Genomic DNA, 15,537 nt, shown 5'->3' on the forward strand with positions numbered 1-15,537 from the left:
CTTGCCGGCCGGGCCGCCCTGCGAGGTTCAGGCCGGCGTGCGCGCGAACCGGCCTGCGTTGAAGTCTTCGATCGCTTGCTGGATCTCGGCCTTCGTGTTCATCACGAAAGGACCGTACCCCACCACGGGCTCGTCGATGGGTTCCCCGGCGAGCCACAGCACCCCGGCCTCATTGTTCGCTTCGATCGAGACGTCTGTTCCGGCGCGGTGCAAGTGGACCAGCTGGCCTTCCCGCGCCACGGCTTCGCCGTTCACCAGCACCGTTCCGCGCAGTACTACCAAGGCGAGCGTGTGTCCCTCGGGGGCCCGGAGGCGGGCGGTGCCTCCCGGATGGAGGCGCAGGTCCCATACGTCCATGGGCGTATGGGTGCGCGCCGCCCCCCGCGTGCCGGCGAACTCCCCGGCGATGACGCGCAGGCTCCCGGCGCCGCCTTCGAGCGCGACGGTCGGGATGTCGGCGCTGCGCAAGTGCTGGTAGCCGGGCTCGCCCATTTTGTCGCGCGCCGGGAGATTGACCCAGAGCTGCACCATCTCCATCGTGCCCCCGCGCTCGGCGAAGGCCCGGGAATGAAACTCTTCGTGCAGGATGCCGCCGGCGGCCGTCATCCACTGCACGTCTCCGGGACCGATCAGGCCGCCGGCACCCGTCGAGTCGCGATGTTCGGCCTCGCCTTGGTAGACAATGGTGACGGTTTCGAATCCGCGATGCGGATGGAGGCCGACGCCCCGGCGCTTCGTCGTGGGGGCGAAGACAGTCGGCGCGGCATGGTCCAGCAGGAGGAAGGGGCTCAGGTGTCGTCCCAGCCCGTCGTAGCTGAAGAGCGAGCGCACCAGGAAGCCGTCTCCCACCCAGTGCGCAGGCGGTGCGTTGTAGACCCCAAGGACTTTTTTCATGATGAATCTCCGAATGGCCCTTTGGTTCGGGCTGCATGGGGACAGCATATTTGTGGTAGGAATTCCGCGCTAGATGGCAAAATCTGGAAGCACCGTTCTATTGAGGGAATAATCCGCGTGAGCAAAGGAAATTCGCGATGAGGCCGTGCGCCGGTGATCCCCCTTTGGGAGACGCGGGGCCTCGAGACCGCAAGCTGGAGGATACGAAGGCTTTCCCCGATTTCCGCCAGATCAGCATCTTCATCGCCTTGTTCGAGCTCGGCAGCATCGCCAAAGTGGCAGCGCGGCTGGGGATGAACGCCTCCACCGTCAGCATGGCGCTGGCGCGCCTGCGCGAAATCTACCAGGACGATTTATATGTCCGCAGCGCGGTCGGCATGATTCCCACCGTCAAGGCGGAGTCGATTTACCCTGCGCTCAAGCAGGCGCAGCAACTCCTCCAGGCCAGTACGCTGGCCGGCGATGTTTTCGATCCGGCCGTCGCCACGCGACGCTTCCGCGTGGCGATGAGCGAGGTGGGTGTTTGCGTGCTCATGCCCGGGCTGCGCGCCTTGCTTGCCGCCGAGGCGCCGGGCGTGAGCCTGGAGCAAGTGGAAATCACCGCCGACACGCCTTGGCATCTCGAGTCCGGCGCCCTGGACCTCGTGGTCGGCCACGTCCCGACCATGGGCAACGCGGTCATCCGGCAGCGGCTATACCGCGAGCATTACGTCTGCCTCGGCCGGATCGGGCATCCCGCGCTGCATGCGGACATGCCCGTGGAGGCGTTTCTCGGCTTGTCCCATTTGTCCGTGGCGAGCTGGGGCCGCAACCGCCAGCGCTGGGAGGACCATGTGGCCGAGAAGCTGGGGGCGCGGCCGAACATCCGGTTGCAGCAATCGAGCTTCGCCGGCATCGAGCACTTGCTCGCCGACAGCGATTTGGTCGCCGTGGTGCCGGCCCGGCTGGCCGGGGCGCTGATGCGTTTCGCCCCCCTGGTGGCCATCGACTTGCCGTTCGAGTCGCCGAGCTATGTCGTGCACCAGCATTGGCATCCCCGGCACAAGAAAGACGCCGGGGCCACCTGGCTGAGGAAGGCGCTCGCCCGCGTCGCGCAGGAAGAGGGGGCGCCGGCGCCGGAGCTTATTCCACGGTGATGTTGTTGCGCTCGATCAGCGCCTTCCACATCGCGCGTTCTGCCTTGAGCTGTTGCGCGAACTTGGCCGGCGTGTCGGAAACCGGGATATAGCCTTGGTCGATCAGTCGCTGCTTGACGGCCGGCTCCTCCATGGCCTTGACCACGGTCTCGCTCATTTTCTGGACGATGGCCTCAGGCGTGCCGGCAGGTGCCATCACGCTGAAAGACTGCGGCACGTCGGGCAGGCCTTGTTCGGTCCAGACCGGCACCTTGGGGAACAGCGGCGATTTGCTGCTGATGGCGATGGGAATCGCCTTGCCTGCCTTGATGTGGGGCAGCACCGAGGCGACGTCCGATTGCAGGAAGTCGAGGCGGCCGCCGAGGAAGTCCTGCATGGTCGGCGCCATGCCCTTGTATGGCACATGCGTGAAGGAGGCGCCGGTTTTTTCTTCCATGACCTTGACCCCCAGGAAGGTGGGCGAGCCGTGTCCGGCCGAGCCGAATGCGAGTTTGCCCGGGTCGCGCTTGCCGGCAGCGATCAAGTCGTCCAGGGTCTTGAAGGGCGAGTTGGGCGGGACGACGTAGACTAGCGGGGCGTCCACGCCGCGCGCCACGGGCACGAGGTCCTTCTCGGCGTCGTAGGGTAGGTTCTTGTAGAGGTAGGGGTTGACGGCAATGGCCGGGGTGGCCGATACGAGGAAGGTGTAGCCATCCGGCGTGGCGCGGGCCGCGGCGGCCGCCCCGATGTTGCCGCTGGCGCCAGGTTTGTTCTCGACCACGACTGTCTGCTTGAGCAGCTTGCCCACGCCCTCGGCGAGCAGGCGGGCGTAGATGTCGGTGCCGCCGCCCGCCGACGAAGGAACGATGAATGTCAGGGGTTTGCTCGGCCAGGCGTCGCTCGCCGCGGCAGCGAAACCGAAGGTTACCGCGAAGAGGCCGCCCAGCAAGCTGAGGCGACGGGCGCGCGAATAGCGGGTGTTGCGGTTCATGTTGTGCTCCTGGTTGCTTCTTGTTCGTTGGGGTGAGTATTTCACACCAAGCCAAACCCATGTCATCAAAAAAATTGACGTCGAAGGTCAATGTTATTGACGAGTGTTTCGGGTGCACAATTGGCCGACGAGCCAGAAAATGAGGAGAAATCGGTCATGAGCGACACTGTGCTGGAGGCGCGCCGCAACGTGGCGCGTGCGAATCGCATCCTTTACCTTAAGGGCGTGGTTGACGGGTTCGGCCACGTCAGTTGCCGGCACCCCGAGATCCCGGACCACTACCTGATTTCGTGCAACCGGGCGCCCAATTTGGTCAAGGAGTCCGACATCGTCGAATTGGATGCCGATTCCAATCCGGTCGGAGGAGATGCCCGCCGGCTCTACCTCGAGCGCTTCATTCACGGGGAGATTTATCGGACCCGTCCCGACGTGAACGCGGTGGTGCACAGCCATTCCATCGCGATGATCACCATCGGTGCCACCGACGTCCAGATCAGGCCCATGTTCCACATGGCCGGGTTTCTGACGCGCGCCGCCAAGTTCGACATACGCGAGGCGACCGGACGCGAGACCGACATGCTGATACGCGATCCGGAGCTTGGCCGGAACCTGGCCGAAACGCTCGGGCCGGCAAGCGCGGTACTGATGGCCGGGCACGGCGCCACCATGGTCGGGACCAGCCTGGAAGAAGCCGTGTACCGGGCAGTCTACGCCGAGATCAATGCCGGCATGCAGCTGAATGCGCTGCGCGTCTCTGGCAACGTGCGCTATTTGTCGGACAAGGAAGGTGACCTTGCGACCGAGACCAACCGCGGCCAGCTCAAGCGATGCTGGGACCTCTGGTGCGCGGAAGTGAACATCGACGATTGATGCTTCCCCCTTCCACGAAGCCGCCCGTCCCGGGCGGCTTTTTTTCGGAGGATGCGTCCGGTCTCAGGGCCCTCGCGGTGCGAGGCAGCGCCGCTTCCCGGCGCAGGGTGGTATCGTCCGGCCGGGGCGGCACAATGACAACGATTGGTGGATGAGACGACGAGGAGAGATCGTCATGAAGAGGATGATGGGGGGACTGGCCGCGTGGGTGCTGGCGGCAGGCGTGGCCGTGGCGGCCGAGTCGCCGGGCGTGCAGGTCCAGACATTAATGGAGAGCAGCGCCTCGTGGGACGGCCGCGCGTACGAAGCCTACCCGCCGGGCCCGCCGCTCTTGACCGTGCTCAGGATCACGATCCCGCCGCACAGCGCGCTGCCCTGGCACACGCATCCCATTCCCAATGCGGCCTACGTGCTGTCGGGCGAGCTGACCGTCGAGAAACAAGGCACGGGCGAGACGCGCTGGCTCAAGCAGGGCGATGTCTTGCCGGAAATGGTGGGCGAGTATCACCGCGGCGTGACCGGCGACCAGGGCGTCGTGCTGATCGTGTTCTATGCCGGCAGCCGCGGCGTACCGCTGTCTCAGCAGTAGGGAGGGCGTCAGCAGCCCGTCTGCACGGGATTGCTGAGCTTGCCTATGCCTGCCACGGTCACGCTGACCGGGCCGCCGATCTTGTTGAGGTCGGCGTTTTGCACGGCCCGCCCTGGCTTGCCTCCCGAGGCCAGCGCCGTCCCCATCGAGATCACGTCGCCCGGCACCAGGGTCATGTAGCTCGAGACGAAGGCGATGACTTCCGGGATCTTGTGGAAGAGGTTGACCGTGTTGTCGCTGGCATATTGTTCGTCCCGCACGTGGCACGAGATGTCCAGGGCATGCGGATCCGCGATTTCGTCGCGGGTGACGATCCACGGGCCCAGCGGCGAGAAAGTGTCGGAGCCTTTATAGCGGCCGCTGTACGAAACGTGGCTGTCTACGTAGCGGATGCCTTCGCCTTCCAGCGCGGGATGGATGGCGCGGTAGTGGAAGCTGTCCTCGTCGCGCATGGTGGGCGAGGTCAAGTCGTTGTGGATGGTGTAGCCGAACACGTAATCGTAGGCATCGGCGGCCTTGACGTCGCGCGCCAGCTTGCCGATCACGACGGCCAGTTCGGGCTCGGGGTGCACCCGGCCGTAGTTGGGCTTGAGCCGCACGGGCTCACCGTGGCCGACCAGTGCGGACCAAGGCTTGGTGAAGATCGCCGGATGCTTGGGGCCCTTGACGATGCGTTCGCTGTTCGCGCTGTTGTTGAGCGCCAGGCAGCATAGCTTGGACGGGCGCGGCACGGCAGGCAGGAACCGGATCGCGTCCATGGCAAGGCGGGGCAGGTCGGCCTGCCCCAGCGCGGCATGCACGTGCCGCAACTGATCCCAGAAACCCTCACCGCTTTCGATCAGCCGGTGCATGTCGAGCGGCCCCGAAAAACCGGGGGCGAAATGCTTGCAGGCCGCTTCGGCGTCGATCAGTTCGGTGTCGGAGACCACGAAGCCGACGCGGGCGACGTCGGGTTGGTCCAGAGTGGCGTAGCTGGCGAGTTTCAACTGATGTCTCCAGTCTTGAAAAGGATGGGCGCGGCATCGCCGCATGGCTCGCGACAGAGCTTACGTCCGTATCCCGGCGGGGCGGGAGTGTGGCGCCTCGTCTTTCCGTGAGATGGAACGAATCAGTCCGCCTGCAAGCGGGCGGCCACGGCGGCGCAGATTTCCTTGCGCGTACGCTCGAGGTGCGCCAGGCACTCGCGCAATCGCTCTGGCGTGAGCAGCACGGTGAAAGTGGTCAGCGACAGCACGCCCAGGACCCGCTCCGCGTGGGACAGGGGCACGGCCAGCGTGGTACTGGAGCCCCGGCCCTGGCCTTTGCGCAGCCCGTAGCCACGCTTGCGCGTGTCGGCCAGATTGCTTTGGATGTCTTGCTCGACCGCGGGCCATAGCGTGGGCTCGGGCAGCGAGGCCTGTATCCATTGCAGCAGGCGGTCGCGCTCGGCTTGGCTGCAGTAGGCAAGATAGGCCTGTCCCATGCCGGAATGGACCAGGTCGTGGACGTGGCCGACGGTAGTGTGCTCGGAACCGATGGGGCTGTAGGGCATGGAGCTGTAGCGCACCACGATGTGGCCGCGGTCGAGCGTCCCGATGGCCAGTGGCAGGCCCGTTGCCCGCGTGTGCTTGAGCACGATGGGGGCGCCGACTTCCACGACCAGTTCGGGCTCGGAAAAGCCTTCGCTCAGCCATCGTACTTTCTCGGTGAGCGAGTACGTTCCCTTGACCACGTCCGCGCGTACGTAGCCTTCGCTCTTGAGCGTGGCCAACAGGCGATGGATGGTCGATTTGGGCAGTCCGGTGGCCTGGTGCAGGGACTGGAGAGAGCTTTGGGGCTGGTGGTTCAGCGCCCGCAAGATATTCAGCGCCCGGACCACCGGTCCGATGGCCTTCGATTCGGACATGCCCGCGTTCCTCCCTATGCATGGCGACCCGATCATAGCGCCGGTCCCGCAGGTTCGTTGGACTTTCGTTCCGTATCACGGAAAAACCTTACGCAAGCCAGGGGTTACGCTTGAACGGGCTCCTATACTTGCCCGTCACTGCGCGGGAAGACCCCCCGGACTTGCCTTCGGCGGCTTGCAAGCCGCTTTGTCCGGTGACTGGGTTCTGAGGAAAAAACTATTCGGAACCGGGCACTCTGCCCGAACAAAAGGAATCGAGACATGCGTAAGATTTTGTCGGCCGTCATCGGGACGGCGATGGTTGCTGCGTCGCCCGCGTTGCTGGCGCAGGAGACGGCTTATCCCGCACGCCCCATCAAGCTCGTGGTGGCATTCGGGCCAGGGAGCGTGAACGATGCCATGGCGCGGGAGCTGGCCAAGACGCTCTACAACGAACTGGGCCAGCCGGTGATCGTGGAGAACAAGCCTGGCGCCGGCGGCGTGGTGGGCACGGATTACGTCGCCAAGTCCGCGCCCGACGGCTATACCCTCGGCTTCGGCACGAGTTCCCAACTCGTGATGAACGTCGGCCTGCAGAAATCGCTGCCGTTCGACGTGGAGCGCGACCTGACGCCCATCGGCCTGGTTTCGCGCACGCCGCTGGCGCTGGCCGTGCCGGCGAGCGGGGCGAATTCGCTCGCCGAGCTGGTCAAGCAGGCCAAGTCCAAGTCCCAGCCGATGACGTATTCCTCCAGCGGGGTCGGTTCGATCAATCACATCGCCGGCGCCGCGTTCGCTCGCGCCGCGGGCGTGGAGCTGATGCACGTGCCCTACAAGGGAGCGGCCACCGCGGCGGCGGACTTGGCCGCAGGGCGCGTCGACATGATGTTGGTGACCCTGCCCAGCATGGCTGGCCTGGTGGACCAAGGCAAGATCAAGGTGCTGGCCAACGGCATCAAACAGCGCGGTGCTTCCACGCCCAATGTCCCGACCTTTGCAGAGGCCGGACTGCCCTCCTTCGAAGGCTACACCTGGAATAATTTGTTCGCTCCTGCCGGCACCCCCGCCGCTGTGATCGCAAAGCTCAACGCCGCGCTGAACAAGGCGCTGCGCGATCCGCAAGTCGTGCAATTCGCCCAGCGCCAGACGGCCGAGATCCTGGCGCCGTCCACGCCGGCCGAGGCGCTCGCATTCGAGAAGAAAGAGCGCGCCACCTGGGTGCCTTTCATCCGCAGCCTCGGCATCGAGCCGTAATCCCTCAGGGCCGCCCGGGCGCCGCTTCCGCAGGGGTCGGGCGTCCGTCCGAGCGTAGTCCGCGCAGCGCGATCGTCCAGGCTGCCGCATAACCGAGCGCGATCAGGGCCAGCGCCACGCGCAGCCCCGTGCCCCAGCCAGGCAGCGCATGCAGCACGCTGCCCATGGCTGCGATGCCTACGAGCGTGCCTATCTGCCGGTTGGCGTTGAGCACCGCCGAGGCGCTGTTGGCATGGTCCTGGCCTCCCGCGCGCATGACCGTCGCGGTCAGGGCCGGGATGGCGATGGCGACGCCCAGGTTGCCTGCCGTCAGCAGCACGAGAAATACCGCGTGCGAGCTTTCGGCGCCGAGTGCTGCGCCGACTCCCTGGACCAGGCGGGCGCCGACCAGTGACGCGGTGTCCCAGGCCAGCCCGCAGGCGACGGAAGCCAGGGTGAAAATCGCCAGTCCAGACAAATAGGCTGCACGGGGCCCGATGCGGTCGGCCAGGGCGCCGCCCGCCAGCATCAAGGCGGCGAACGTCAAGGTATAGCCGTCCACCACCCAGACCAGGCCCGAGAGCGATGCGCCGAAGGTGCTGGCGATGTCGGTCAAGGCCACATTGACGATGGTGACGTCCAACATGGCCAGGATGAAGCCGGTGGCCAGGGCGGCGAGCGGCAGGGCTGTGGCGGCGGGGGTCTCCCGTCCGTAGGCGGCAATGTCGGCGTAAGGGTACTTCACGATCCATTCGTCCATAGAAAGCAATGACCCTTATCCTAGGACGCCGATGCGATGCAAAAAAGCAGAGAATCTGCAGGACGATGATGCAATAATGCATCGCCATCGACGATGCTTCGCCGGGGAGGGAATATGGATTGGGACGACGCCAGGGTGTTTCTTGCCATCCTCCGGGCGGGTACGCTGCGCGGGGCTGCGGCGCAACTGCGGGTGGACCAGGCGACGGTCGGCCGCCGGCTAGCGGCGCTCGAGGCGGCGCTGGGCGTGCGGCTGTTCCTGCGCACGCCGGGAGGCTACGTGCCGACGCCGGCCGGGGAGCTGGCCGGCGCGGCAGCCGAAAGGATGGAGCAGGCCGCGCATCAATTACAGCGGCAATTGCAGGGCCTGGATGAAAAATTGTGCGGGGTGGTCCGGGTCGCGGCTTCTGACACCATGGGTAGCTTTTATGTCATGCCGGCGCTCACGAGAGTGCGCGAGGCGCACCCGGACATCAAGGTCGTGCTCAGTACGTCGACCCAGGTGACGAACCTCACCCGGCGGGAGGCCGACTTGGCCGTGCGCACGGTCAAGCCGACCGACCCCGACCTGATTTCCCGGCGTTTGGCGAGGGTGCCACTGGGCGTGTACGCTTCACGCGCTTATTTGCAGCGGCGCGGCGTGCCGGGGGACGATGGCGACCTGCAGGGGCACGACGTCGTGCTGTACGATCGCCCGTTCCGGGGGGACGGCCGCACGCTTTGCGGCGTTTCCACGGCCTACGCCCGCGTGGCCATGGAGGTGAACTCCGGGCTGATGCTGCTGCAGGCGGTGCGTGCCGGCATGGGCTTGGGCGAATTGCAGGTACGCATGGCCGAGACTCATCCCGAATTGGTACGCATTTGGCCGGAGCGCACCGAGCGCGTCGACGTCTGGCTGGTGCTGCATGCGGACCTGGCGCGCACCGCGCGGGTGCGCGCGGTGGTGGATGCCATCGTCGAGGCCTTTGATACGCAGTGAGCGATCAGCCGGCACCCATCTGGAAGCGCGGTTCCATCAAGGGGTCCGGGCCCGGGTGGTAGCGGGTCACGACTCCATTGTCGTCGACGAAGACATACATCATCGAATTCCAGACGCCGTCTTCGCGGAAGCGGTAGGCCCACACGATGTGTTCGCCGCGCAGGCCGACGCGGGAAATCTCCGCCGGCGGGCCGAACTCGAACAGCAGCCGGTCGGTGTCCCAGCGGCCGGAGTCGAGCATGCGGAAGCGCTCGCTCGTGAGCGCCTGGGTCGTTGCGACCACTTTGCCGTCGGGCCCGACGTCGGTGATCCATGCGTATTGGCCCATGGGTTGCGAGGTGTAGATGATGCGCTCGCCGCCGTTGGGAAGCGGCCGCTGCAGTGCGGGCGCGCCCAAGCGCGCGGTGACGGCCGAGACGGGCTCTCCGGGCGTGATGCCCGCGGGGCTTGCGCAGGCGGTCAGCAGTGCGGCCATGCCGAGCAGGCAAGCGCCGCGGCGCAGGGTCGTAGCGATGCTCATATAATGCTCCTGTTTTGGTCGCTACCGGAGACAAAATAGTGGTTTCGTCACGCAGGCGTAGCTGGCATACGCTCATTGTAGGACTTCTTGGCTTCGTAGCCGTCCCGGCTTTTGCGCAATCCGATGCACTGCCTCCCGTGCGCATCGCCGTGATCGAGGCGATGTCCGGGCCGTTCGCCAATACCGGCGAGGCCATCATGCGCAATCTGCGCTTTGCCGTGTCCCGCATCAATGAACGCGGTGGCGTGAAGCTGCCCGACGGCCGCCACGCGCTGGAGCTCGTTCCGTTCGATAGCAAGAACCAGGTGGACGAGGCGCTGCTGTTGTTGCGCAGCGCGGCCGACCAATCCATCCGCATCGTCCTGCAGGGCAACAGCTCTGCCGTGGCGGCGGCGCTGATCGACGGGGTGAATCGCCATAACCAGCGCAATCCCGATCAGCGCGTCGTGTACTTGAACTATTCTGCGGTCGATCCGGCGTTGACCAATGAGAAATGCAGTCCCTGGCATTTCCGGTTCGACGCCAGTTCCGATATGCGCATGGCGGCCTTGACTGAAGTCATGCGCCGCGACCGCGAGGTTCGCCGGGTCTATCTCTTTAACCAGGACTACAGCTTTGGGCGTCAGGTGTCGCGTAGCGCCCGCGACATGCTGGCGGCCAAGCGACCGGACGTCGCCGTGGTCGGAGACGAGTTCCACGCGATTGGCAAGGTCAAGGATTTTTCGCCCTACGTGGCCAAGATCCTGGCCAGCGGGGCAGACACGGTCATCACCGGCAACTGGGGCAACGACCTCACGCTGTTGGTCAAGGCGGCGAAAGAGGCCGGGTTCAAGGGCAGCTTCTACACCTTCTACGGCAACGCGCTGGGCGCACCCGGGGCCTTGGGCGATGCGGGCGTCGGCAAGGTGCGGGCGGTGGCCGAATGGCACTACAACGCCGGCGAACCCGAAATGGACCGGGCCTACGACGCCTACCGGCGCATGTTCCCGCGGCCTGCCGACGACTACCTCAACGCCCGAATGCTGCACATGACGGACATGCTGGCCACAGCCCTGGAGCAGGCCGGCACGGTGGATGCCGCGGCCATCGCGCGGCGGCTGTCCGGGATGCGCTGGACGGCCGAGGGCGCGGAGTTGTGGATGCGGCCCGATGACCACCAGGCGATCAAGCCGCTGTATGTCTTCACCATGCGCAAGGCCGGCGAGGGCACGGTCAAGCGGGACGTGGAGGGCAGTGGGTATGGCTTTGAAACAACGTTGAAGGTCCCGGCGGCCGATCTGGCCCTTCCTACGACCTGCAAAATGGCAAAGTTGCCTGAATGAGGCTATACTTTCCGGCTGACTTTCGGGGGCTAGCTAGGCCACGGGAGTTTTAAGGAGGCGGCATATTCGTTGTGCCGCTTTTTTTGGCGCAAGGCGCGGATTTGCTTTCTTGCGCCGCAAACCTTCATTGCAATATCACGGCTGGGCGCCTCGGCCCTGCCGCCAGTCAGAGAGGAAGATATGTCCGTAGCCGACATCAACAAAGCTAACATCGTTGCCGAATTCCAACGTGCCCAAGGCGACACCGGTTCGCCCGAAGTGCAGGTCGCGCTCTTGACCGCCCGGATCAACGAGTTGACCAACCACTTCAAAGAGCACACCAAAGACCACCATTCCCGCCGCGGACTGTTGCGCATGGTCAGCCGTCGCCGCAAGCTGCTCGACTACCTGAAGCGTCGCAACGCCGATGCGTACCGTGCCCTGATCGAGAAGCTCGGTCTGCGTAAGTGATTTTCCAGGGGATCGGAAACCCGGCGGACGCTGCCGTCGCAGCGTTGCGTGGCGTTTCCGGTGGCTGCCGGCTTCCTCGCTTCGTTGCATGGAGCAATGGAGCCGGCACTCTAGCAACACCCTCCTGAAAAATGAGAGTGCCTGTGTCAGGGACCGCCTGTCACAGGCATTTTCATTTCAGAGGGGCAACCGCATAGGATGCCTGTCATGTTCAATAAAGTTACAAAAACCTTCCAATACGGCCAGCATACCGTCACCCTGGAGACCGGCGAGATCGCCCGCCAGGCCTCCGGCGCAGTGCTGGTCTCCATCGAGGACACCGTCGTCCTGGCAACCGTGGTCGGGGCCAAGAAGCCCAAGCCCGGCCAGGACTTTTTCCCGCTCACCGTCGATTACATCGAGAAGAGCTATGCCGCCGGCCGCATCCCGGGCGGCTTTTTCAAGCGCGAGGGCAAGCCTTCGGAGAAGGAAACCCTGACTTCCCGGCTGATCGACCGTCCGCTGCGTCCGCTGTTTCCGGAAGGCTTCTACAACGAAGTCCACGTGGTCGTGCACACGCTCTCGGTGAATCCCGAGATCGATCCCGACATCGCCGCGATGATCGGCTCTTCGGCCGCGCTCGCCATTTCCGGCATTCCGTTCAACGGCCCGATCGGCGCGGCGCGCGTTGGCTGGATCGATAACCAATACGTGCTGAACCCGACCGCCACGCAGCTCAAGAGCTCCAAGCTCGACCTGGTGGTCGCCGGCACCGACGCGGCCGTGCTGATGGTCGAGTCCGAAGCCGACCAGCTGTCGGAAGAAGTGATGCTCGGCGCCGTGGTCTACGGCCACGAGCAGATGCAGACCGTCATCAACGCGATCAACGACCTGGTGCGCGAGGCCGGCAAGCCCGAATGGGATTGGCAACCGCCCCCCAAGAACGAAGCGCTGATCGCATCCGTGCGTTCGCTGGCCGAAGAGGGGCTGAAGGCCGCCTACCAGATCCGCTCCAAGCAGGAACGCACGGCCAAATTGCGCGACGTCTACGCCGACGTGCATGCAAAGCTTGCCGCGCAGGCGGAGGCGACCGGCGAAGCCATCGATCCGGTCGAGGTCGACAACATTCTGTTCGACTTCGAAGCCCAGATCGTGCGCGGCCAGATCCTGAATGGCGAACCGCGCATCGACGGCCGCGACACGCGCACCGTGCGGCCGATCAGCATCCGCCTCGGGGTGCTGCCCCGCGCCCACGGCAGCGCGTTGTTCACGCGCGGCGAAACGCAGGCGCTGGTGGTCGCCACCCTGGGTACGAAGCAGGATGAGCAGATCATCGATGCACTGATGGGCGAGTACCGCGACCGCTTCATGCTCCACTACAACATGCCTCCGTTCGCGACCGGCGAGACCGGCCGCATCGGCACGCCCAAGCGCCGCGAAGTCGGACATGGCAGGCTGGCCAAGCGGGCGCTGGCTCCGTTGCTGCCTTCTGCGCAGGATTTCCAATACACCATCCGCGTCGTGTCGGAAATCACGGAATCCAACGGCTCGTCGTCCATGGCCTCCGTCTGCGGCGGCTCGCTCGCGATGATGGATGCCGGCGTTCCCGTCAAGGACCACGTGGCTGGCGTAGCCATGGGGCTGATCAAGGAAGGCAATAAGTTCGCCGTGCTGACCGACATCCTCGGCGACGAGGATCACCTGGGCGACATGGACTTCAAGGTGGCCGGCACCGTCAGCGGCGTCACCGCGCTGCAGATGGACATCAAGATCCAAGGCATTACCAAGGAGATCATGCAGGTCGCGTTGGCGCAGGCCCGCGAAGGCCGCCTGCACATCCTCGAGAAGATGCGCGAAGCCATTTCGGGCTCGCGCAACGAGCTCTCGGCATTCGCGCCGCGCATGCTGTCCATGAAGATCAACCCCGAGAAGATCCGGGACGTCATCGGCAAGGGCGGCGCCACCATCCGTGCCCTCACCGAGGAAACCGGCACGCAGATCGACATTTCGGACGACGGCACCATCGTCATCTCCAGCGCCGATCTGGATCGCGCGAAGGAGGCCCAGCGCCGCATTGCGGAGCTGACTGCCGACGTGGAGGTCGGGCAGATCTACGAAGGCGCCGTGCTGCGCCTGTTGGACTTCGGCGCCATCGTGCAGGTGCTGCCGGGCCGCGACGGCTTGCTGCACATCTCCGAAATCGCCAATCACCGCATCGCCAACATCAACGACGTGCTCAAGGTCGGCCAGCAGGTCCGCGTCAAGGTCATCGAGGCCGATGACAAGGGCCGCCTGCGCCTCTCGATGAAGGCCATCGCGGTGGAATAAGCCTTTCGCGCACGTGCCCCGTGCCGGCCCGGGGCCGGTGCGAGCCAAGCCGGATCGCATCGCGTTCCGGGTCCGGCCCGGGCCCTGATGCAATGATGGCAAGAATGGCGTCCCGCTCCGGGACGCTTTTTTTTGCCCGCCGGGATGGGGGCGAAGGCTGCAGGCGTGCGTTCTACAATGGCCCCTCGTTCTCCCACCACGCTGAGGCCATGGCTGTTCATCGACTCGAATTGCGAGGGATCACCAAGCAGTATCCCGGCGTCCTCGCGAACGACGATGTCTCGTTGGCCGTGGCGCCCGGCGAGATCCACGCCGTGCTGGGCGAAAACGGCGCCGGCAAATCGACCCTGGTGAAAATCGTCTACGGCGTGATCGCGCCCGACGCCGGAGAAATCCTGTGGAACGGCCGCCCCGTCAGGCTGCGCGCGCCGGACGATGCGCGCGCGCTCGGCATAGGGATGGTTTTCCAGCATTTCCAGCTGTTCGAGACCCTGACCGTGGCACAGAACGTCTCGCTCGGACTGCCGGCGGGGCGAGCCTCCCGGGGCGACGAGGCATCGCTGGCCTCCCTGATCGAGCGTTATCGCCTTGATCTGCGTCCCGATGCGTATGTGGGCGATTTGTCGATCGGAGAGCGCCAACGCGTCGAATTGCTGCGCGCATTGGCGACGCGCCCGCAGTTGCTGATCCTGGACGAACCGACCTCGGTGCTGTCCTTCGCCGCCCGGGCTGCACTTTTTTCTACTTTGCGCCAGTTGGCGTCCGAGGGCTGCAGCATCGTCTACATTAGCCACAAGCTGGCAGAAATACGCGACTTGTGCGATCGCTGCACGGTGCTGCGAGCAGGCAGGACGGTCGCGACGGTCGATCCGCGGTCCATGTCGCAGGAAGCCCTGGCGACCTTGATGCTCGGCAGCGCGGTCAACGAGATACGGGTGCCGGCGTCACGCGCGGGGGGCGAGCCGCTGTTGGGCGTGCGTGGCTTGTCGATCTGCGCGCCGCCGGGCCAGCGGGTCGGGCTGCGCGACGTGTCGTTCGAATTGCGAGCAGGTGAAATCCTCGGCGTGGCGGGTATGTCCGGCAACGGACAAGGCTTGCTGTTCTCTGCGTTGTCGGGCGAGGAGACGGGCGTTCCCCACGACGCCATCCACCTGATGGGCCGGCCTGCTGGGAACCTGGGGCCGGTCGAGCGGCGCGCCCTGGGCCTGCGCGCCATACCTGAGGAGCGCCTGGGGCGCGGGTCCGTGCCGGACATGGGCCTGGACGAGAACGTGCTGTTGACCCTACCGGCCGCGCAGGCGACGCGGCGGGGCTGGCTGCGCCGGCGCCACCTCGTCGCTGCGGCAGCCCGCATCATCGACCGATATGGGGTGAAGGCGGTTTCCCCGCGCACGCCTGCCCGCAACCTGTCGGGCGGCAACCTGCAGAAGTTCGTGGTGGGCCGGGAATTGGAGGGGGCCCCCCGCGTCCTGGTCGCGGCCCAGCCCACCTGGGGCGTGGACGTCGGCGCGGCGATGCGCATCCGCGAGGCGCTGATCGGTTTGCGCCATGCCGGCGGCGCGGCGTTGATCATTTCCGAGGACATCGATGAGCTGCTCGCCATCTGTGATCGCGTCGCGGTCATGGCGGGCAGCAGCCTTTCGC

15 protein-coding genes are annotated in these 15,537 nt (G+C 65.5%); 9 read left to right on the forward strand and 6 right to left on the reverse strand.

The features are described from left to right. Positions 1 to 27: 27 nt before the first annotated feature. Positions 28 to 894: a pirin family protein gene (locus tag Q0319_RS16970; protein ID WP_296466785.1), complete on the reverse strand. Its 867-nt coding sequence runs from the start codon at positions 892 to 894 to the stop codon at positions 28 to 30. Between the two features lie 137 nt (positions 895 to 1,031). Here Q0319_RS16970 and Q0319_RS16975 point away from each other — a divergent pair, with 137 nt between their 5' ends. Next, positions 1,032 to 2,030, forward strand: coding sequence for a LysR family transcriptional regulator (locus tag Q0319_RS16975; protein WP_296466788.1), 999 nt, complete (start codon positions 1,032 to 1,034; stop codon positions 2,028 to 2,030). Here Q0319_RS16975 and Q0319_RS16980 read toward each other — a convergent pair. Further along, a complete protein-coding gene (locus Q0319_RS16980) occupies positions 2,017 to 3,000 on the reverse strand; it encodes a tripartite tricarboxylate transporter substrate binding protein (RefSeq protein WP_299454633.1) in 984 nt (327 codons plus the stop codon). The genes Q0319_RS16975 and Q0319_RS16980 overlap by 14 nt on opposite strands. 156 nt (positions 3,001 to 3,156) lie before the next feature. Here Q0319_RS16980 and Q0319_RS16985 point away from each other — a divergent pair, with 156 nt between their 5' ends. Further along, positions 3,157 to 3,870, forward strand: a complete 714-nt coding sequence (locus Q0319_RS16985; protein ID WP_296466796.1) for a class II aldolase/adducin family protein — start codon at positions 3,157 to 3,159, stop codon at positions 3,868 to 3,870. 175 nt (positions 3,871 to 4,045) lie between these two features. After that, positions 4,046 to 4,459, forward strand: a complete 414-nt coding sequence (locus Q0319_RS16990; RefSeq protein WP_299454637.1) for a cupin domain-containing protein — start codon at positions 4,046 to 4,048, stop codon at positions 4,457 to 4,459. 8 nt (positions 4,460 to 4,467) lie between these two features. Here the strand turns inward: Q0319_RS16990 and Q0319_RS16995 are convergent, their stop codons facing one another. Both Q0319_RS16995 and Q0319_RS17000 read right to left on the reverse strand, forming a co-directional pair. Continuing rightward, complete coding sequence (locus Q0319_RS16995) at positions 4,468 to 5,445, reverse strand: fumarylacetoacetate hydrolase family protein (RefSeq protein ID WP_296466802.1); 978 nt, start codon at positions 5,443 to 5,445, stop codon at positions 4,468 to 4,470. Between the two features lie 122 nt (positions 5,446 to 5,567). Next, positions 5,568 to 6,344, reverse strand: coding sequence for a helix-turn-helix domain-containing protein (locus Q0319_RS17000; RefSeq protein ID WP_296466803.1), 777 nt, complete (start codon positions 6,342 to 6,344; stop codon positions 5,568 to 5,570). Positions 6,345 to 6,605: 261 nt separating this feature from the next. Here Q0319_RS17000 and Q0319_RS17005 point away from each other — a divergent pair, with 261 nt between their 5' ends. Continuing rightward, positions 6,606 to 7,577: a tripartite tricarboxylate transporter substrate-binding protein gene (locus Q0319_RS17005; protein WP_299454642.1), complete on the forward strand. Its 972-nt coding sequence runs from the start codon at positions 6,606 to 6,608 to the stop codon at positions 7,575 to 7,577. Between the two features lie 4 nt (positions 7,578 to 7,581). Here Q0319_RS17005 and Q0319_RS17010 read toward each other — a convergent pair whose 3' ends face one another. Continuing rightward, positions 7,582 to 8,301, reverse strand: a complete 720-nt coding sequence (locus Q0319_RS17010; RefSeq protein ID WP_299454645.1) for an MFS transporter — start codon at positions 8,299 to 8,301, stop codon at positions 7,582 to 7,584. A gap of 129 nt (positions 8,302 to 8,430) precedes the next feature. Between Q0319_RS17010 and Q0319_RS17015 the strand changes: the two genes are divergently transcribed. Then, positions 8,431 to 9,294 (forward strand): LysR family transcriptional regulator, encoded by an 864-nt coding sequence (locus Q0319_RS17015; RefSeq protein ID WP_299454648.1) that lies wholly within the window; start codon positions 8,431 to 8,433, stop codon positions 9,292 to 9,294. 4 nt (positions 9,295 to 9,298) lie between these two features. Here Q0319_RS17015 and Q0319_RS17020 read toward each other — a convergent pair whose 3' ends face one another. Further along, complete coding sequence (locus tag Q0319_RS17020) at positions 9,299 to 9,814, reverse strand: hypothetical protein (RefSeq protein WP_296466814.1); 516 nt, start codon at positions 9,812 to 9,814, stop codon at positions 9,299 to 9,301. 74 nt (positions 9,815 to 9,888) lie between these two features. Here Q0319_RS17020 and Q0319_RS17025 point away from each other — a divergent pair, with 74 nt between their 5' ends. From Q0319_RS17025 to Q0319_RS17040, 4 genes are all read left to right on the forward strand, one after another. Continuing rightward, positions 9,889 to 11,136, forward strand: a complete 1,248-nt coding sequence (locus Q0319_RS17025) for a branched-chain amino acid ABC transporter substrate-binding protein (protein WP_299454668.1) — start codon at positions 9,889 to 9,891, stop codon at positions 11,134 to 11,136. A 180-nt stretch (positions 11,137 to 11,316) separates the two neighbouring features. Continuing rightward, a complete protein-coding gene (rpsO, locus tag Q0319_RS17030; RefSeq protein WP_296466817.1) occupies positions 11,317 to 11,586 on the forward strand; it encodes a 30S ribosomal protein S15 in 270 nt (89 codons plus the stop codon). Between the two features lie 207 nt (positions 11,587 to 11,793). Beyond that, the gene (pnp, locus tag Q0319_RS17035; RefSeq protein ID WP_296466822.1) at positions 11,794 to 13,893 is read left to right on the forward strand and encodes a polyribonucleotide nucleotidyltransferase; all 2,100 of its coding nucleotides are present in this window, start codon (positions 11,794 to 11,796) and stop codon (positions 13,891 to 13,893) included. A 209-nt stretch (positions 13,894 to 14,102) separates the two neighbouring features. Then, the coding region (locus tag Q0319_RS17040; protein ID WP_299454653.1) for an ABC transporter ATP-binding protein at positions 14,103 to 15,537 on the forward strand (1,435 nt) is incomplete at its 3' end.

It is taken from the genome of uncultured Pigmentiphaga sp., from assembly GCF_937950555.1.
Taxonomy (GTDB): domain Bacteria; phylum Pseudomonadota; class Gammaproteobacteria; order Burkholderiales; family Burkholderiaceae_B; genus Pigmentiphaga.